The sequence below is a fragment of the Limisphaera sp. VF-2 genome, from assembly GCF_049537125.1.
Classification (GTDB): Bacteria; Verrucomicrobiota; Verrucomicrobiia; order Limisphaerales; family Limisphaeraceae; genus Limisphaera.
Window position 1 is genome coordinate 974,813 of sequence record NZ_JBMVQY010000001.1, and the last position, 18,520, is coordinate 993,332.

Consider the following 18,520-nt stretch of genomic DNA (forward strand, 5'->3'; position numbering starts at 1 on the left):
TCGACAGGGACTTCGGACCCGCAGCGCGGGTTTCTGCCGCACCGCCGTCGTGGCTCAGGCACCGAACAGTGAATTGCCCCTGTTGCGCCGAACCCGATGCGTTCGTAAGGTGGGGCCATGCTCAAGACCTCCAAATCCTGCATCGCCGGGTTTCGGATCCAGCCCGGGCCCGCCGAGGAATCCCTGACCGCAGCCACCCCGGTGGGACGGCTGTGCCCAACCGGATCGGCCCTCCCGCGAGGCGCGGTGTGGATGCTGGTGGCCTTCCTTTTGGGCACAGGTTCCGCCCGGGCCGAGTCGTGGGATCTGCAGCCGCACTCCGTGGGTTGGCACGCCTCCCTGGCCATCAATCAGCGCGGGCGGGACATGGGCGCGGGGGAAGCCTTCGCCTGGTGGCGGCTTCCCTGGGCATGGACGCTCGGATCGGGCTGGCAGGTGGAATCGCACCTGACGGCCGGCTTGGGTTGGCTGGGAGGGCGAGGTGCCACCGCAGGCAGTTTCCGCACCGGACCGGCCTTCTCCCTGCGACCGCCCGGGGCCCCGTTCTGGATCGAGTTGGGCATCAGCCCGACCGTGCTCACTCGGCATACCTTCGGGGGCCTGGATCTCGGGATCGGATTCCAGTTCACCAGCTACGCCGGGATGAACTGGGACATCTCACGACACTGGGGCCTGGGGTACCGATTCGAACACATGTCCAACGCAAGCCTCAGCTCCAGCAACCCCGGCCTCAACAGCCACACCTTCACCGTGTACTACCGATTCTGAGAACGTGCGGGTGCCGGGCAGGCGGGCCCGAAGGGGCGCATAGCCGGTCGCCCGCACGCCCGGCGGCGGTTGAGCAGCGCGTGACAGAAAAACCAGCTCCCGGCAACGGCTGCCAACCTCGGCGCAGTTCGTCCGCCCGCGGGGTAAATGCGCCGGTCCCTCTCACGGCCTCCGCGAGGCGGTCACCATGGGGAAATCATCGGTCCGGAACGGCGATGCCGGCAAACCGTCTCTGTTCCACAAATTGACCACCGGACAATCCGCCCATCCGTAGCGCACCGCCACCGGCCGCGGCACCTGTGGACTTCGCACCTCGACCGTGTCGCCCACAATGCGCGCCTCCGCCCAAACGAACTTGCGATCCTCTCCACAGATCGCAAATCCCTTCAACGGCCCGCCGCGGGCTTCCAGGCCGCGCCCGACAAAGTCGAACGAGACAATCGCCCGATCTCCTTCGAAACGCACACTGCGATACAACGGCCCGGACCAGGTGATCTTCTCGCCATATGCGATGGACCGCGCCGCCAGCGCCAGACGCTCGCCCACCGGCTTCTTCCAAACCGGATGAATATCGTTGGGATCGCCCACATCCGTGGTCACCACCACGCCCACCTTCGGCAATTGCCGCATGGCCAGCATCTGCGCCTCGCGCAATTCGGCCCACGCGCTCTCAGCCGGCTCGTCCTTGATCGGCAGGAACGGCGCCAGTTGCACCGCCAGAAACGGAAAATCGCCCTGCCGCCAGTCCCGACGCCAGTTGCGAATCAGGTCCGGGAACAGGCTCCGATACTGCTCCGCCCGACCCACGTTGGATTCGCCCTGGTACCAGATCACGCCCCGAATGCCGTACGGAATCAGCGGCGAAATCATTCCATGGTACAACTCCGACGGTTTCCAGGGCGGCCAGGGTGCATTGCGTTTGAATTCCCGGCCCGCCTGGCGCGCCTCGTCCCGCTCGCGTTCCCAGGCACGGAGCGCCTCCTGGTACTGCCGGTATTGCTCCGGGTAGGTCTCCAGGATCTCGCGCACGTACCGCGGCCGCATCTCCAGGGCTTCACGGCTCATCCATGCCTCGGCCGGCGACCCGCCCCAATCCGATCGAATCAAACCCACGGGAACCCGCCGCGCCTGCAGGATCGCCCTTCCGAAATAATAAGCCACCGCCGAAAAGGACCTGGCCCGCTCCGGAGTGCATACCTCCCAACGGGCGTTCAGTCGGATCGTGGGCGCGTCCGCCTTCACATTCGGCACGTCCAGAAACCGGATCCAGGTGTTTGTGGCCGAGGCAATGTCCGCCTCCGGTTGAAAGCTCCGCTCCAACGGCCATTCCATGTTGGACTGGCCGCTGCACAGCCAAACCTCCCCTACCAGCACATTGGTCAGCCGCAGCGTTCGGCTGGCTGACTCCACCACCATCTCGTAGGGACCACCGGCCCGCAACGGCGCCAGGCGCACCTCCCATTTGCCGTTCTCGATGCGCGTGCTTCGTGCCTGCCGGCCCAGGCGCACCGTGACTTTCTCGCCGTCATCGCCCCAACCCCAAACCGGCACGGGTTGCCCCTGCTGCAGGACCATGTGGTCGGTGAACACCGGAGCCAGCTGAAAATCCGCCCGCACGCCCTGACCGGAGACCAGCCACAACCCCAGAGTCGTACCGAGGACAAACTGGAACGCTCGTTTCATGCCGCCACTGCTATCGGGACGGCCGCCAGTGTCAACGTCAAAGCCGTTGGCGGCATCCGCCGGAGCCCGAATCTTTCGGCGATTTGGGAGGAGTTCCCGGCGGGATTGCCTCCACAGGGACCGCCGAAACTTCGGCTCGGGCCCTGTGCACGCTGGAGAGCATCCCATCCTCGAAAAGTCCTCATCGTCGATCGCCGGCCACGCGTTGAAAACGCTCCCGTGCGCGGGCTGATCGAACCTTGGCCCGGGTGCACCCGGCTTGGAAACCACGGCATGCCGCAGGGCAGTGTCCCCGGCGGTGCCCCAGGCCGCCACTTTCAGACCGAAAAGTCCGAGCTGCCCAAACACCGCTTCGCCACGAGGCGCCCGGCACAACCGCACCGTCTCTGGGGAAGATCCAACGCGCCCAACCGAAACGCCTCGGTTGCGAGGTCCGGGGAGCCTGCCTAGGCTGGGGCCATGCCGTACCTGGGAATCGAGATTGGCGGGACCAAACTCCAAATGCTCGTCGCGGAAACGCCCTTTCACATTCTGGAGCGGCGAGAAACGCGGGTGGAGGCCGCGCAGGGTGCGGAGGGCATCCGCGCCTGGATCGCCCGGGAGCTGTCGTCATTGCTGGAGACACACCAGGTGAGCGCCGTGGGGGTGGGTTTCGGAGGACCCGTGGACCGCAAACGCGGGTGTGTGGCGCGTTCGCACCAGATCGAAGGCTGGGCGGGATTCCCGTTGCAGGAATGGCTGCATCAACTCGCCAAAGTGCCGGTGGTCATCGAGAACGATGCAAACACGGCCGCCCTCGGCGAGGCATGGCACGGTGCCGGCCGACATCGGGATCCCGTTTTCTACATCACGCTGGGCAGCGGCGTGGGAGGCGGCCTGGTCACGGGCGGCCGCATTTACCATGGCAAGCCACCCGGGGAGGCGGAGGTGGGCCACGTCCGATTGGACCGGGAGGGCACCACACTGGAATCGCGTTGTTCCGGCTGGGCGGTGGACCAGCGCATCCGGGCTGCCGTGGCCCGGGGCTCCGAGGGATCGCTCGCGCGCCGCGTGCGTGAGGATCCCGGACAGGAAGCGCGGCACCTGGCTGCCGCGCTGGCCGACGGCGACCCCCTGGCCGCGGCGCTGGTGCGAGAAATCGTCGAGGACCTGGCCTTCGGACTCTCTCACGTGGTCCATCTGTTCCATCCCGAGGTCATCATCCTCGGCGGGGGACTCTCCGGGTTGGGCGAACCGCTGCGGGCGGGCATTGCCTCCGCGTTGCCCCGGCACCTGATGGAGGTGTTTCGACCCGGGCCGGAGATTGCCTTGTCAGCCCTGGGCCGGGACGCGGTCCCGGTTGGCGCGATCGAATTGGCGCGCTGGGCCTGACCCCGTGCGCGACCCCGTGGAGTGGCCCCCGGCTTCCGTTCCTGTTGGCACCGCTGAACGTTGCCCGCGAGCCGTCCATGCCATGCGCTCCGCGACCGGCCAACGGCCCGGGACTCCTTCCCGTGCCCGCCCGGGCTGCGGTCCCCGGCAAAGTTCACCAGGTCCGCCGCGCTGATCGCGGTCCGACACCGCGCAGGTCCAACGGCTGAAAGCCGATGAAGCGCGCGGGCGAGCCGGGAGCCAGACGAAAATCACCCTCGCGGGCACCCACGAACAGGGGATCGCCAAAGAGCGAGTGCCGATCGTGGCCCCGTGCCCGCCAGTCGGCCCAGCTACGGCTGCCGAACTTCCAGTTCTCCCAATTGGCACCCGGCCGAAGGTCCCAGTACAGGTTGCCATCGATCACAAAGCGATCGTTGTTCCAGCTGCCCCCCAGCAACACGCCCTGGTCGAACAGCACAATGTTGTTGGTAAAAATGAAGCTGATGTGCTCCTCCTCGCGCGAGCGCTGCAGTTGATGGTCGCGGGCAAAGGCGAAAATGTTGTTCCGCACCACGTTGGTCGCGCCGTAGTGCTGGTGGAACCCCCCGTGGGTGGTACGATACACCAGATTGCTTTCGGCCAGGATCCCGGCCGTGCCCTCGTCGAAGTAAATGCCCCACCCGCCGTACCGCAAACCCGCGATGTCATGCCAGAGATTCTGCACGATGCGCGTGCCCACCTGGCGGCCCAGCGTGTAAATGCCTCCCATGTCGCTGAGGATGGGGCCGTCGCCATCGGACTGAACCCCGATGTGATGGACGTGATTCCCGGCCACGAGCTGGTTGGTCGCCAGGGCCCGCGGATCGTAGCCCCACGTCCAACCCACCGAAATCCCGGTGTAATAAAAGTCGTGAACGTGGTTGTGCAGGATCCGGTTGTCCGGAGACTGGCCGATCCAGATGGCCACCGCGCTGTGGAAGATCCGGCCTCCGTGATGCAGATGACAATCGGCAACTTCGTTGGCCCGGGCGATTTCCTCGGCGCGGGTGCGGATCTGAGTCTCGCCCATCTTGATCCCGCCGGCGCCCAGGTCGGCGAACTCACAGGCCACGACGCGGTTCGACTGACAGCCGCGGCCCAGTTCCAAGCCATAAGTGCCCAGCTGAACAAATCGGCAACCCTCGAAGCGACTGTCCCGCAAGCCCGTCGCGCGCACCGCCGCCGGCACACCCACCGCCGCCTGGGCGAACCCGCCCACCTCGTGCGATGGTGCCGGCCAGGCCATGGCCAACCGGCGCGCCTCCTCGGCGTCCCGCGGAAACCACCACTCCGTGTGCGCGAAGGTCAACCCGGCGAATCGAACTCGTTCGACAAACTCCCCCGCCTCGGGCCGCCCGCGAATCTCCACGACCGCGGGCAACCCACCGATGATCCCCTCGCTGCCCACGGGCGTCTCGCCCGGCCGCGGCAGGTACAGGAGTCGACCTGTTTCCGCCTCCCACCACCATTCGCCGGGAGCATCCAGAAACTCGCGCGCTCCTTCCAAGTAGTACGGGTCGCCGGGGTCCATCTGAAACACGGATCGCTTGCCAAAGCTGAGAATCCGTTCGGCCGCGTTCACCTCCGTAATCGGCAGATGAGAGTCCGTCCACCGACTCATCACCACCGCTTCGGCAAGGGTCAGGGTGGGCCCCAGCGGGACGTCTCCGGCCTTGTAACGGATGCGCCGCTGGCCCTCGTGCCACTGCGCAGTCCGATCCGGCAGGGATTCCACGGCCAGATAACCCCGGTTGGGATGGCGCGCACGCACAGCACGGCGGCCGTTGATCCAGAGCTGTCGGAAGGGTTCCCGGCTCTCGCGCAGCCCGGGCACGGGCGCGATCCACAAGGTGCGATCCCCCTGCACTTCCACCTGCCACTCGGGGATGCGCCGTCCGGCGCTCAAGATCGGCTGCTCGTTCCCGTGCGCCACGATCTCGAGGTTCGAATCGACCGACGTCAACACCAGGGGCTCTGGCAAAAAGTAGGTGCCGCCCCGCACCTGAATCACGGCGCGGGCACGGGCAGCCGCCGTGTCCTTCGCGCGCAGCTCCCGCACCGCTTGGACGGCCCGGGCCAGCGAAGCAAACGGGCCATCCTCACCTCCCCGGAGCGGGACCGATTGCCGGCCGGACCATGCATCGTTGCCATTGGTGGCCACGTAAAACACGATGGGACGCGGAGCGCCCGGGTCGGGGATACGGCTGCCCTCCGATGGGGCTCCGGCCGCAACGCCGCTCAAGAGCCCGATCGCGCCCACCCACCCCAAGCCCGCCCAGCTCACAGCCCGCCAGCCCGCACCGGGGCGGCCCGGACGTCTCCTCCGCTGCCTGCCTGTTTGCGCACCCGCAATGGTTCTGCTTCGATCCAACCCGCTCATACGTCGTACTCCCCGTCACAGCAGGGCGATCCTCAGCGCCCGCCGCGGTCGCCGGGCTCCTCGGCAGCGTTGTCCCGCACGACGATGCCCGGTCGCTCCGGCGCCCGAATTTGCAGCCGGCCGCGCATGAGATTGCCCGTGATGACCGCGCGTTGCACTCCCTCGCCCAATTCCACCTGGGGTTTGTCCGCCTGAAACTCACACCCGCGCACCAGAACCCGTCCGCTCTCGAACTGCAACGCCGCGCGGCCCTCGTTTTTCCGGTCCCACTGCACAAAGGTGCAGTCGCTGAACCCCACTGTGCCCTGTCCCGACACCCGGGCGATCTGATGGCACGGGCCCCAGAAGGCGCAATTGACGAAACGCACCGCCCCGGTGTGCCGGCTCTCCACCCGCACCATGGTCGGGTCCGGGCCGTTGAAGGACACGAACTCGCCATTGCTGATCAGCAGGCCATAGGGCGCGCTTTGCTCCACCAGGACCGCCGTGTGGCAGTCGTCGGCTCCAATGCCCAGGAAATTGCCGTTGCACACGCCGGCTTTCGTGGCGATGAACTTGTATCCCACGCTGTATCCGAAGCAGAACGTGTTGAACACGTACTGCCAGTCGCTGCGGCCGAAGATGAACGCCTCGCCGTGCTGCTGCTGCCAGGCCCGCACTTTGGGCCGCAAGCTCCACCAAGGATTGAAGTGCACGTTCTCGATGCGACCGATGTCGTAGATGGCGTCCACGTAAATGCCCCGGCGCAGGGGCTGACCGTGCACATCCCGAATCAGATGCCGTTCGTTCTGCGAAGCGTCGATGCCGTTGTAGGGATTCAGCAATTCCACCGCCAGGACGGCCGGGTTCTTGCCGCGCATGGCGATGGCCCACGGATACGGCTTCGGCTCGGTTTCGGGATCCTGGTCGGGGTAGTAAATCACCACGCCCTTGAGGGTGCTGTTGTGATGAAGGGTGATGAACGGAGGACCGTCCTCGGAACCGGCCCCACCGGTGACCAAAAAGGTCGTTCCATCGTCCGTGGGCCGGGGCAGGCCGCGGTCCCGAATGCCATTGTGCGCAGGGACGGATTCCCACACGCCCCGCAGCGTGACCGCCGGCGGCACGCGCAGGGAACCGGCAAATCTGTAGTTGCCGCGGGGCGCGTACACGATGCCGCCGCCGTTTTTCTCGGCGGCGTCGAGGGCCCGTTGGAAAGCCGCGGTGTTGTCCGTCTGGCCGTCGGCCACGGCCCCGAAGTCCAGCACATTGAAAAGATCGGTGCCGGCCGCGAGTCCCACGGCACCCGACCACAGCAGAAGGATCCCCCAAGCTCGAGGCAGCGGTCTCGGACTGGTTCGCATGACCCGGAAGCATAGGGGAGCCCGGCGTGGCAGGCAAACTCAACCGCCCCGCGCCGGGGCCCGGCCCGCTCACCGGCAGCGCTCGCGAGGTTCAAGATCCGGCCCCATGCCCGCACGAACCTCAGTCTGCACACTCGCGTCCGGCGCAAGCAGGTCAGGCCCACTCCGGGCAATCAAGGCCATGCGCACGGCCCGGAAAGGCCACCGTGCCCGGGGGCCGAACAGGTTCACCGACAAGAGTTCCCCGCGACCCCTGAGTTGGTCGCGACGCCGCGCGGGGCCCGCCACAAAAAAGGCCCGTGAGCTCCAGCGCCCACGGGCCACAAGAACCCGGCCGCCACGCAGGGGCGCAGCGGCCCATCCCATCAGATCTTCTTGGGCATGGCCGTCCAGGCCCCCTTCTTCTTGCTGCTCTTGACGCAGGTCTCGATGAAGGCGATGCCCATCCAGCCGTCCTCCACGTTGGCGTACTTGGAGCCGTCACACTTGAATTCCTTGCCCTCCTTCCACGCACGCACATCGGCCTCGAAACAACGGTGCAGGCGTGCGAAGGCGTCATGGAAGGCCTCGCCATGCCCGGACGGCAACGTACTCTCCGCCAGCAGATCCGCCGGCATGTCCTTGGGCAGGAAACCGTCCCCCGGCGTGACCGCGCCGCGCCAGTACACACGATCCGGCTGCCCGTTGAGGTAGATGACCAACCGCTCGGGGTCTTCCTGACGCCACTCCAACGTGCCCTTGGTCCCCGCAATGGTGATACCCAGATCGTTCTTGTGCCCGATGCAGATCTGGGAGGCGCGCACGAGGGCCTTGCCGCCGTTGCTGAGCCGGCAATACACGGTGAAGTGGTCGTCGAGCGGCCGCCCCTCCACGAACGTCTCCAACTGCGCACTCACGTGCGTGACTTCCAGCCCGGTCACATACCGAAGCTGCATGAGGGCGTGGGTACCGATGTCTCCGCCGCAACCGGACAGGCCGGCACGTTTCGGGTCCACCCGCCAGGATGCCTGTTGCTGACCGGTGGCCTCGAGCTTGGTGGCCAGCCAGCCTTGCAGATAGTAGCTGTCCACCCAGCGGATCTCGCCCAACAATCCGCTGCGGACGATGTACCGGGACAGCCGGGTGGTCCAATGCCCCAGGTACGTGTGCGCCACCCCGAAGGGGATGCCCGTCTGACGGACCATTTTGACGAGCGCATTGGCCTCCTTGAGGTTCAGGCACAGCGGCTTTTCGCAGAAGACCGCAATGCCGGCCTTCAGGGCCTTCATCGCCGGGTCAAAGTGCACGTGATTCGGCGTGACAATCAGGATGTAATCGAGCTTCTCCTCCTCCGGAAGCGAGGCGTTGGCCGCGATCATCTCGTCGTAGGATCCATAACCCCGGATCGGATAAGGCCAGTTGGCGGCTTCTTCCAGCGCGACCTTGGGATCGGGGAAGAGCGCACCGGCAACCACCCGTCGGGTGCCGTCCATGTGAATGGCTCGTTGATGGGGATGGACGATGAACGCGCCGCGTCCACCGCCGACCAGGCCGACATTGAGAGGTCTCTTTGACATAGGCTGCTGGTTCGTTGTGCTCGGTGATTGGTTTTGATGCGGGCTGCGCGACCGGCCTTGCCCCGGCCCGGGCCCGCGCGTCCTGCGGCCGCAGAATAAACGGGCCCGCCGCCAAACTGCCAAACATTTTTTCATCTTGCCGCCGCTCTGCGTTCGCCGCTTGTGAATGACCAAACCCGTCGAGATGTTCGCAGCCGGGCACCCCCACAACCCGCGCCAAGTGGCCCGGGGAAGTTCCGACCCAAACGGCCGCAGGAAGAGCCTCCGCGGATCCCCCGCCCCGCGGTCGCGCGACGGGGTCGAACGATCGACCACGCCCCTCAGGCCCACCTTTCCCTGGTCGGTTTCCCGCGCGGCGGTCCAACAAGACAGATCCACGCTCCACCGACCGCTGATTCCCGAGTTCTCATTCGGGAGCCCGTCGCCGGTGCCTCCCGAGCCCCTGTGCCTGGCCGGGGCTCTGTTTTTTTCTCAAGTTCCCCTCCTCGCCTGCCGATGATGGAGATTGACCGGGCTCAGAACAGACCGACTGACCTTGAACACAGGCCGGAAGATTGGCGGGGGTTGGTGGCACGCCCTGCTCCTGGCAGTAGCGTGGGGGGTGTTGTTGGGGCGGCACGGTGCTCGGGCCGCGCCGGGCACCGAAGGCTCGCCAGGCCCCAGCCCGTTGCCCCTGGTCAACTCCGTCGTCCAGTTCTATTCCCTCCCGCCAGATCAGATGGCCCGCGGCCATCCCGTCCGCATGGAGGGGCTCCTTCTGTACGCAGATGCCGAGTGGGCCATGCTGTTGTTCCAAGACGAGACCGGCATCCTCTTTCTGCCGCCGCCCCGGCACCTGACGGATTTGACGGGCGGACGCCAGGTGCGACTGACTGGCGTAACGGCCGTGGAAGGCGAAGCACGGCACATCCGCGACCTGCGCGTGGAGGACCTGGGACCGGCCGAGCTCCCTTCGCCCGTGCGGCTACCCCTCCATCTGCTCACCAACACCACGTCCGAAGCGCAGCGGGTCCGCGTCACGGGTGTGGTGCGAACTGCAGAACCCTTGGACGGCCAACGAGGGCGACTGGTTCTGGATTTGGGACCCGTGCGAATGCGGGCCTACATCCGCCATGCCAGCCTCACCGATTTGGAGCAGATTCACCGGGGGTTTGTGGAGGTGACGGGGTTGCGCCTCCCCTTGCCCAAGCCCGAGGCCGATCTGGCACCTGTCCAACTTTTCGTGCTGGGGATGGACGATTTAACCGTCCTCGAAGCCGGCCCCAAGGATCCCTACCGCGCCCCGTTGATTACCGTGCGGGACCTGATCGCGCTCCGCGGCTCGGGCCTGCCCGTGCCTTTGCGGCGCGTGCGCGGGCGCGCCTTCGATCAGGTGGTCGGCCGTTCGTTCTTTTTGGAGGATGGCACGGGCCGGGTCGAGGTCCGCAGCACGGAAGCCCTCTTGATCACCAACGGCGCAGAGGTCGAGGCCGTGGGGTATGTCTCGTCGGATGCGTCGGGAGCCATCCAGCTCGACGAGGCAATGTTTCGCCTTGTTTCCAGCCTTCCCACGACACCTCCCCCGCGAAGAGACAAAGTTCTGAGCTCCATCGAGGAGATTCGCGCCCTCAGCCCGGAGCAGGCCGCGGCGCAATGGCCAGTGGCCCTGGAGGCGGTGGTGACCTACCACGACCCGGAATGGCGGGTACTGTTCGTGGCTGAGCAGGGGCATGGTGTCTTCGTCGGCTATCTTCGCAATCTTTCGAAACTGGCCGTGGGGGATCGGGTTCGAATTCGCGGGGTGACCGCCCCTGGTGGGTATGCCCCCGTCATTGCCGAAGCAGAAGTCACCTTTGTGGGGCGGGGCGATCCGCCGCCTCCGCAGCAGCCGAGCGAAATGCGTCTGCTCTCCGGCTTGCTGGACTGCCAGTGGGTGGAGCTGCGGGCCACCGTGCGAGGGGTCAGGCGTGTCGGGCCAAATCTGGAGCTCGACCTGGCCACACGGCGGGGCGGACTGACCGCCTGGTTGCAAGGCTGGGGTAACCAACCGGTGCCCGAGGCCTGGGTCGGCCTCGAAGCCCGAGCCATTGGCGTGGTCGGGGCCCGCGCCAACGCCCGACGTCAATTGACCGGCATTACCCTTCACATCCCCGGAGAAGCGTGGCTCGAGTTTCTCGAGCCGGTTCCCACGGACCCGTTCGCCCGTGAGACCGTAGCGATCAGCCAGTTGCTCGCCTTTCGCAGCGACCAGGCCAATCCCCGGCCGGTGAAAGTGTCCGGGGTGGTCACCTTCGCGCACACCAACGGATCCATCGCCCTCCAGGACGAAACGGGCGGGCTGTGGCTGCGATCGCCGACCGTGTCGGTGACACCGGGTCAACGCGTCGAAGTCGTGGGATTCCCCGTACCCGGAAGCTTGTCACCCACCCTCGACAGGCCTGCCCTGCGGATCGTAGGTCCGGCCCGGCTCCCGGAGGCCGTCCGTGCCGCACCCGAGGCGCTCCTGAGTGGAGAATTGGAGGGACGCCGCGTGCAGGTGGAAGGCCACCTGTTGGAGAATCTGAGCCAGTTGCCCCGCCCGTACCTCACCCTGCAGGAAGCTGGCACGGTGTTCCACGTCTTTTTCGCCGAGGACGCGCCCCGACCCGAACTGGCGCGCCTGAAGCCGGGCAGTCGCGTGGCGGTCACCGGCGTCTGTCAGGTGCAAACCGATGAATGGCGACAGCCCCGGGCCTTTCGGCTCTGGGCCGCAGAGGGCACGGACGTGGCGCTGTTGGCAGGCCCCCCGCGGATCACCCGACGTCAGATGGCCTGGGCAGGGGCGGCGGCCACGGGCGCGGCCGCGCTGGCGTTCGCCTGGGTGATCGCCCTGCGTCGCAAGGTCCGTCAGCAAACCCGCGAACTGGAAGAGCGCTACCACAACGAGCTGGAGCTCAAACAACGGTACCAGGACCTGTTCGATCATGCCGGGGACGTGATCCTGGTGACCGATGCGGACGGGCGACTGACGGCCGCCAACCGCGCCGCGGAAGCGGCCTTCCAAACCGAGGCGGCCGCCCTGCTGGGTCGGCCGTTCCTGGAGTTGTTTCATCCGGACGACCGGTCGCGCATCGAAGAGGTCATGGCGGCCTTGCGCGCAGGGAAAACGGCCGCCCCGTTCGAAGCCCGAGCCGCGTCCTCCGGCTCCGTCACTCGCATTTTCGAATTGCACCTGCAACTGTTGCGGCGAAACGGGCATCAGGTGGGCTTTGAATGCGTCGCCCGGGACCTGTCCGAACGTCGACGGCTGGAGGCGCAGCTCCAACAAATGCAACGGCTGGAGTCAGTCGGGCAACTGGCCGCCGGGGTCGCTCACGATTACAACAACATCATGACCGTCATCCTGGGGCACACCGGCCTGCTGTTGAGCGAAGGTGAATGGCCTGCTCCGGTCCAGGAGTCTCTTCAGGAAATCCAGCGCGCCGCCACGCGCGCCGCCGATCTGACCCGGCAACTGCTGGCCTTCAGTCGCAAGCAGGTCATGAACGTTCAGGCGGCCAATCTCAATGAGATTGTCAGCGACATGGGCAAAATGCTCCGGCGCCTGTTGGGAGAACACATCGAGTTGCGTTGGGAACTGGCCCGGGACCTGCCGAGCATCCGGGCCGATGTCGCCATGATCGAGCAGGTGATCGTCAATCTGGCCGTCAATGCCCGGGATGCCATGCCCGAAGGCGGCACGCTCACGATCCGGACCGAACGCGTCACCGTCACCGACACGCACTTGCAGCGCTGCGCCGAAGCGGTGCCGGGCGTTCACGTCTGCCTCAGCGTTACCGACACCGGGATTGGCATGGACGCCGAAACGATGCGGCACATCTTCGAACCGTTCTTTACCACCAAACCCTTCGGCAAAGGGTCCGGGCTCGGTCTGGCCACGGTCTTCGGCATCGTCAAACAACACAACGGATGGATCGAGGTCGAAAGCCAGCCCGGGCGCGGCAGCACCTTCCGCGTGTACTTCCCGCCCGGGCCCGCCACCGCGGCCCGTGCCAAAACCGCCGAGGCGGCCGACCTGCACAAGGGCCGGGAGACCATCCTGGCCGTGGAGGACGAGCCCGCCCTGCGCCTGATGTTGGTCAACGGACTCCGCCGGCTCGGCTACCAGGTCCTGGCCGCCGCCAGCGGGCCGGAGGCTCTGGAACTGTGGCGAACCCACCGCGACAGCATTGACCTGGTCATCACCGACATGGTGATGCCGGGCGGCTTGAACGGCCGACAACTGGCAGCCCGATTGCGCGAGGATCGCCCGGATCTGAAAGTCATTTTCTCGAGCGGTTACAGCCACGAGCTGAGCGCCGAGGGTCTGGAACATCTTGCCGGGGCGTTTCTACCCAAGCCCTACACGCCGAAAAAACTGGCGGCAATCGTCCGCGCGTGCCTGGATGGCCGCCCCCTGGGTGAGGTCGAGTCGGCACTGGCCGGCACGGACCGCGCTGCCCGATAGCTTGCACTTGTCCGCGGGAAGAAGTTCTCCCGCGAAGTCCTCCCGCCCGCCGGAGCCGTTTTCCCTCCGGAGATCTATCCGGTTCGAATCGACCGCACCCCTTCGCCTGGTCGACCCACACTCCGGGCAGGCCCCGGTGCCCACTCGGCCCGCTGTTCCACGGGCACTGCGGCCTGCAACAGCACCGGACGCAACCGGGCCCCACCAAAAAAACGCACCGTGCCGAACAACCACAGCCCCTTGATGCGGAACTTGTACGCCGGCTGAACCGAGCGAAGGAATTCCCAGATTTCCCGCGCGTGACTCTCCACGTGGTATGTCGTCACCGCCACCTGCGGCGCCCCCTCGCGCAACAACCGCTCCGCCCCGCGCAGCACGTCCAGATCCGCCCCCTCGGCGTCGATTTTGATCAGGTCCCACGGCCCGAGCCGAATGCCCCGCGCGTCACAGTAATCGTCCAACGCAACCGCCTCCACACTTGCCTCCCCGACTTCCGGAAAACCGGCCTCGATCCGATTCGCCTCCGGTGCGGCCCCCTCGACAAATCGGACCCGGCCCGACTTCGCCGTAACCGCCTTTACTTCCACGGCCAGCCGGTCGTCCACCCCGTTGACGCGGGCGGCCTCCGCCAGATACCGCGCCGTGCGCGCCGAGGGCTCGAACGCGATCACCCGCCCGGCCAAACCCTGCCGCAGGACCCGGCAGGCAAACAAACCTTCGCATGCTCCCACATCCAGCACCAGACTTTCCGGGCGCAATACCACGGGGGGCGTGGTATAACAATGCGGATGGCGGGGATCGATTTCCTGGGCGATTGCGTGGTATACATTGGGCGTCCAAGGGCCCAGCCAAAACACCGTGACCCCCGCCGGTCGAACCGTTACCCGATGAATCCCGGCCTCTACCTCTGTGGCTTCGACCGCTCGCGCCAGGGCCACACCCGCCGCCCGATAGGTGATCCGGCCGGGCAACAGCCAATGCCGCCAGTTCATCCACGCATCGTGCCACTCGAAGGCCCCGGTCCGGCGCAGCGCCCACCAGCATCCAAGCGCTTGACCCAACAGCCGGACCGGGTTTTTCTTGCCGGCCAACGTCATGCGCACCTTCTACTCCACCTGCACGCACCGCAGCAAGGCCGGGCATGGAATCTGCCGCCGCGTCTTCAACCGCCGCGCGAAGACGTGGGACCTTGCCCGTGCCGAAACCCCATGACGACTCCGCCAATCAAGGTTGCCTGGATCACGTATTTCCCGGTGGAATGGCTGCCCGAGGCACCGGAAGAACTCCGCAACCTGCCCAGGCACCACCCCGCCTCCTGGCAACGGGTCCTTTTGCGCTCCTGGCTGGAGAACAATCCCGGCCTCGAACTCCACATTGTGGCGCTGCGCAAGCAGTTTCCCCGCTCCTTGCAGTTTCGGGTGGGGCCGGCCCGCTTCTACTGTGTCCGCACCACGGGCGGCCTGCGCGCCCCCACACTGTTTTGGTACGACACTTGGAAAGTGCGCCAGGTACTGCGCGCCATCCGACCGGATCTCGTCCATGCCTGGGGCACGGAAAACGGGGCCGCCCTGGTGGCTGCGCGACTCGGTTGGCCCTTCCTCGTGACGGTCCAGGGACTCATGAGCTGGTACTGCCGGGTGGTGCCCGAAGCCACCCCTTACAACCGGCTCGCAGCATGGCTGGAACGCTGCAGCCTGCCACGGGCCCCGTTGGTCACCACCGAGTCCCGATTCGCCGTGGACTTCATCCGCGGTCGCTTCCGTCCCCGGGCCGTGATGCAGATCGAGCATGCGCCCGACCCTCTGTTCCATCGCGTGCAGCGTGCACCGGCACCCGACCGGATCCGGTTGGTGGCCAACGCTCGGTTCCATTACGCCAAGGGCACGGACCTGTTGCTGCGCGCGGTGCACCGACTGCAGCCGGAGCTCCCCCTTGAGCTCGTGCACATCGGCCCGCCGCTGAACCCTCTGGCCGATCAACTGCGTTCGGAGTTGGGCGCAGGATTTTGGGACCGTATCCAGTTCCGCCGAGACCTTACGCCGCAAGAGGTTGCCGCGGAGCTGGCCAGGGCCACGCTCCTGGTCTGTCCCACCCGTGTCGACGTCAGCCCCAATTCCGTCAAGGAAGCCGTGGCCGCCGGTGTCCCGGTGGTCGCCAGCCGGGTGGGCGGCATCCCCGATTATGTCGTGCCCGACCGCAACGGTTTGCTGCTCGAGCCGGGGAACCTGGATGAACTGGTGCGAGCCTTGCGTCAGGCCTGCCACCATCCCCTCTTCCGCCACGGCAAAGTGGAGGCCGGGACCCTGGCCCAGATGCGCGAGTATCTTTCCCCGGAAACCATGGCCCGGCGCTTCTTCGAGGCCTATCAACATGTGCTGCAGACTGTCCCCCGCCACGCCCCCTGACAAGCCCTGCGCCGGTCCGTGTCGGCCTGCCGAGATGCGCAAATGCATCGCCGCACGCGTGTTCCGCCGCTAAGCTGTCTCCATGGTCTACCAGGAGGAGATCCGCCTTCGCACCACCCATGCTGGCCAGATGCACGACCTGACCGAGCAGGTCGCCGCAATCGTTGCCCGCTCCGGGATCACGCAGGGCCTGGTGCAGGTGTTCAATATCGGCAGCACGGCCGCCGTGGGCACCATCGAGTTCGAACCCGGGCTGCAACGCGATCTGCCGCAGGTGCTCAATCAACTGTTGCCACCGGGCCGCCACTACGGTCACGAACAAACCTGGCAGGACGGCAACGCCCACTCCCATCTCCAGGCCACCCTCTTGGGACCTTCGCTCACCGTGCCCGTGCGCCAGGGCCGCCTGGTCCTGGGTCCCTGGCAGCAGATCTTCCATTTGGAGTGCGACATCAAGCCCCGCGACCGAAGGGTGTTGGTTACCGTGCTGGGCGAGGGCGGCGGCTGAACCAGTGGGGTGGGCCCGCCCCCGCGATGAGTCCGGACCGGGACAGGCCCCGGGCACGTCCGCCGTTTGCTTCACCAGGAAGGGCCCGCCGCGGCCGGCACGCTCCGGGCGGGCTTCCGGCTCCGCTCCGGTGGCCGCACCGCCACAAACACGTACGACTTGCGCTCGAGCCCTTCCCAGACCTCGCTCACGTAGGCGCGCAACCCGCCTTCCGGCCAGAGAGGTCGAGCCTGCAGCTGCAAGCCTGCCGCGGCAAAGAAGGCCTCGTACTCGGCCAGGGAGTAGGACCGTCGAACGTCCGCAGGTCCCTGCTCCCGCCCCCAGCGCCATCGGCCGGAGACACGCGTCGGCCGCGGTTCGCGCACCGCCACCATCCGACCGCCGGGCTTGAGCACCCGGCGCACCTCCCGGAGCACACCCACCACGTCCACCGTCTCGTGCAGGGTGGCCGAGCAAACCACGAAATCGAAATGGCCCTCGGGAAATGGCAACCGATGAAAATCAGCCGGCATGCGCACGATCTTTTCCGATTGCGCCCCCAGATGCGCCAACACCCGCGGCGCCAGTTCCTGCAGCAACCGGCGCGACGCATCGGTCGCCACCACTTCCACGACCTGCGGCAGCTTGGACAGTTCCGCACTAAATGCACAGGCCCCGGCGCCGATCTCCAGGATCCGTCCCCGGAATTTCAGCCCCCACAAGTGCTGCAAGTGCTCCAGGATTCGGGAAAAATCCCCGCGCAACTGCTCCAGCCAGGCGGCTTCGTTGGCCGCTGCCTGGGCCACCAGGCGCGCCGCCCGCTCCTCCAGCAATTGCTGCTGCAACTGACCGGCCGGGGAGGTGGCCCAGGTCCGCTCGATGTATCTGGAGCTGCGCGCTCGCATGTTCGCCCGGCACAATAAACCACGCACTGCGGCTGCGCAACGTGAGGCGGGTCACGAAACGGAAAAAACGGAGGCCGCCGGCGCCCCCGCCTACCAGACGTCTGCCGGCTCCGGCGCGGTCATTTTCCCAGGCGCTTGCGAAAGTCCTCAATCGTGCGGCGCAGCCCCTCCTCCAGGGGCACGCGGGGTGACCAATCCAGCAACTGCCGCGCTCGCGTGATGTCCGGTCGCCGCTGCCGCGGGTCGTCCTGGGGTAGCGGTTTGAAGACGATTCGGCTCTTCGAACCCGTCAACCGCAGGATCTCCCGCGCAAACTCCAGCACCGTCAGCTCGGTGGGATTCCCCACGTTGACCGGCAACCCGTAGTCGCTGAGCATGAGCCGATACACCCCCTCGATCAGATCCGACACATAACAAAAACTGCGCGTTTGCGATCCGTCGCCGAACACCGTGAGAGGTCTGCCCTGCAGAGCCTGGGTGATGAAGTTCGGCACCACGCGGCCGTCATTCAGGCGCATCCGCGGCCCGTAGGTGTTGAAGATCCGTACAATGCGCGTCTCCAGCCCGTGCTCCCGCTGATAGGCCATCGTCAGCGCCTCGGCAAAGCGCTTGGATTCGTCGTAACAGCCCCGCGGTCCCACCGGGTTCACATGACCCCAGTAATCCTCCGATTGGGGATGAACCTCCGGATCCCCGTACACCTCGGATGTGCTCGCCAGCAGGAACCGCGCGCCCTTGTGCCGCGCCAACCCCAGCGCCTTGTGCGTCCCCAGCGAACCCACCTTCAGCGTCTGGATCGGATAGTTCATGTAGTCGGCCGGACTGGCCGGTGAGGCAAAATGCCACACGTAATCCACCGGCCCGGCCAGAAACAAATACTCCGTCACATCCTGACAGATGAAGCGGAAGCGCGGTTCCCCCGCCAAATGCTCGATGTTGGCCACACTGCCCGTGATCAGGTTGTCGATGCCGATCACCCGATGGCCCTGCGCCAACAAATAATCCGTCAAATGCGAGCCCAAAAACCCCGCCGCCCCGGTCACCACCGAGACGGGTTCCCGACCCAACCGCCGCCGCGACCGGGACGCGGCGCCTTTGCCCCTGTTATCCGAACTGGGTTGCTTCTTCATAACAGA

The 18,520-nt window shown here is 66.4% G+C and carries 12 protein-coding genes; 5 read left to right on the plus strand and 7 right to left on the minus strand.

Annotated features, from left to right (window positions below; all coding sequences use genetic code 11):
- The first annotated feature begins 117 nt into the window (after positions 1-117).
- Positions 118-768, plus strand: coding sequence for an acyloxyacyl hydrolase (locus ACPDIT_RS03515; protein ID WP_423441597.1), 651 nt, complete (start codon positions 118-120; stop codon positions 766-768).
- Between the two features lie 162 nt (positions 769-930).
- Here ACPDIT_RS03515 and ACPDIT_RS03520 read toward each other — a convergent pair whose 3' ends face one another.
- Positions 931-2,451, minus strand: coding sequence for a sialate O-acetylesterase (locus ACPDIT_RS03520; protein WP_423441599.1), 1,521 nt, complete (start codon positions 2,449-2,451; stop codon positions 931-933).
- A gap of 459 nt (positions 2,452-2,910) precedes the next feature.
- Between ACPDIT_RS03520 and ACPDIT_RS03525 the strand changes: the two genes are divergently transcribed.
- Positions 2,911-3,822 carry an ROK family protein gene (locus ACPDIT_RS03525; protein ID WP_423441601.1) on the plus strand — a complete coding sequence of 304 codons (912 nt, stop codon included), beginning with the start codon at positions 2,911-2,913 and terminating at the stop codon, positions 3,820-3,822.
- A gap of 154 nt (positions 3,823-3,976) precedes the next feature.
- Here ACPDIT_RS03525 and ACPDIT_RS03530 read toward each other — a convergent pair whose 3' ends face one another.
- The 3 genes from ACPDIT_RS03530 to ACPDIT_RS03540 form a co-directional block, all read right to left on the minus strand.
- Complete coding sequence (locus ACPDIT_RS03530) at positions 3,977-6,127, minus strand: right-handed parallel beta-helix repeat-containing protein (RefSeq protein WP_423441603.1); 2,151 nt, start codon at positions 6,125-6,127, stop codon at positions 3,977-3,979.
- A gap of 128 nt (positions 6,128-6,255) precedes the next feature.
- A complete protein-coding gene (locus ACPDIT_RS03535; protein WP_423441605.1) occupies positions 6,256-7,566 on the minus strand; it encodes a glycosyl hydrolase family 28-related protein in 1,311 nt (436 codons plus the stop codon).
- A 365-nt stretch (positions 7,567-7,931) separates the two neighbouring features.
- The gene (locus ACPDIT_RS03540) at positions 7,932-9,122 is read right to left on the minus strand and encodes a Gfo/Idh/MocA family protein (RefSeq protein ID WP_423441607.1); all 1,191 of its coding nucleotides are present in this window, start codon (positions 9,120-9,122) and stop codon (positions 7,932-7,934) included.
- Positions 9,123-9,657: 535 nt separating this feature from the next.
- Between ACPDIT_RS03540 and ACPDIT_RS03545 the strand changes: the two genes are divergently transcribed.
- Positions 9,658-13,587 (plus strand): ATP-binding protein, encoded by a 3,930-nt coding sequence (locus ACPDIT_RS03545; RefSeq protein ID WP_423441609.1) that lies wholly within the window; start codon positions 9,658-9,660, stop codon positions 13,585-13,587.
- A gap of 74 nt (positions 13,588-13,661) precedes the next feature.
- Here ACPDIT_RS03545 and ACPDIT_RS03550 read toward each other — a convergent pair whose 3' ends face one another.
- Positions 13,662-14,684, minus strand: coding sequence for an FkbM family methyltransferase (locus ACPDIT_RS03550; protein ID WP_423441610.1), 1,023 nt, complete (start codon positions 14,682-14,684; stop codon positions 13,662-13,664).
- 111 nt (positions 14,685-14,795) lie between these two features.
- On the opposite strand from ACPDIT_RS03550, the gene ACPDIT_RS03555 reads away from it, so the two are divergent.
- Positions 14,796-15,992: a glycosyltransferase family 4 protein gene (locus ACPDIT_RS03555; RefSeq protein ID WP_423441612.1), complete on the plus strand. Its 1,197-nt coding sequence runs from the start codon at positions 14,796-14,798 to the stop codon at positions 15,990-15,992.
- 82 nt (positions 15,993-16,074) lie between these two features.
- Entirely contained in the window at positions 16,075-16,500 is a 426-nt protein-coding gene (locus ACPDIT_RS03560; RefSeq protein ID WP_423441614.1) for a secondary thiamine-phosphate synthase enzyme YjbQ, read from the plus strand.
- A gap of 71 nt (positions 16,501-16,571) precedes the next feature.
- Here the strand turns inward: ACPDIT_RS03560 and ACPDIT_RS03565 are convergent, their stop codons facing one another.
- Together ACPDIT_RS03565 and ACPDIT_RS03570 are read right to left on the minus strand one after the other, a co-directional pair.
- Positions 16,572-17,384, minus strand: coding sequence for a class I SAM-dependent methyltransferase (locus ACPDIT_RS03565; RefSeq protein ID WP_423441616.1), 813 nt, complete (start codon positions 17,382-17,384; stop codon positions 16,572-16,574).
- 119 nt (positions 17,385-17,503) lie between these two features.
- Positions 17,504-18,514 (minus strand): UDP-glucuronic acid decarboxylase family protein, encoded by a 1,011-nt coding sequence (locus ACPDIT_RS03570; RefSeq protein WP_423441618.1) that lies wholly within the window; start codon positions 18,512-18,514, stop codon positions 17,504-17,506.
- Positions 18,515-18,520: the final 6 nt, after the last annotated feature.

What these genes read in the sequence shown, in the direction of transcription:
- ACPDIT_RS03570 (WP_423441618.1), bottom strand. Translation starts at nt 18,514, where the DNA reads ATGAAGAAGCAACCCAGTTCGGATAACAGGGGCAAAGGCGCCGCGTCC.
- ACPDIT_RS03520 (WP_423441599.1), bottom strand. Translation starts at nt 2,451, where the DNA reads ATGAAACGAGCGTTCCAGTTTGTCCTCGGTACGACTCTGGGGTTGTGG.
- ACPDIT_RS03540 (WP_423441607.1), bottom strand. Translation starts at nt 9,122, where the DNA reads ATGTCAAAGAGACCTCTCAATGTCGGCCTGGTCGGCGGTGGACGCGGC.
- ACPDIT_RS03535 (WP_423441605.1), bottom strand. Translation starts at nt 7,566, where the DNA reads ATGCGAACCAGTCCGAGACCGCTGCCTCGAGCTTGGGGGATCCTTCTG.
- ACPDIT_RS03515 (WP_423441597.1), top strand. Translation starts at nt 118, where the DNA reads ATGCTCAAGACCTCCAAATCCTGCATCGCCGGGTTTCGGATCCAGCCC.
- ACPDIT_RS03555 (WP_423441612.1), top strand. Translation starts at nt 14,796, where the DNA reads ATGACGACTCCGCCAATCAAGGTTGCCTGGATCACGTATTTCCCGGTG.
- ACPDIT_RS03560 (WP_423441614.1), top strand. Translation starts at nt 16,075, where the DNA reads ATGGTCTACCAGGAGGAGATCCGCCTTCGCACCACCCATGCTGGCCAG.
- ACPDIT_RS03550 (WP_423441610.1), bottom strand. Translation starts at nt 14,684, where the DNA reads ATGACGTTGGCCGGCAAGAAAAACCCGGTCCGGCTGTTGGGTCAAGCG.
- ACPDIT_RS03565 (WP_423441616.1), bottom strand. Translation starts at nt 17,384, where the DNA reads ATGCGAGCGCGCAGCTCCAGATACATCGAGCGGACCTGGGCCACCTCC.
- ACPDIT_RS03525 (WP_423441601.1), top strand. Translation starts at nt 2,911, where the DNA reads ATGCCGTACCTGGGAATCGAGATTGGCGGGACCAAACTCCAAATGCTC.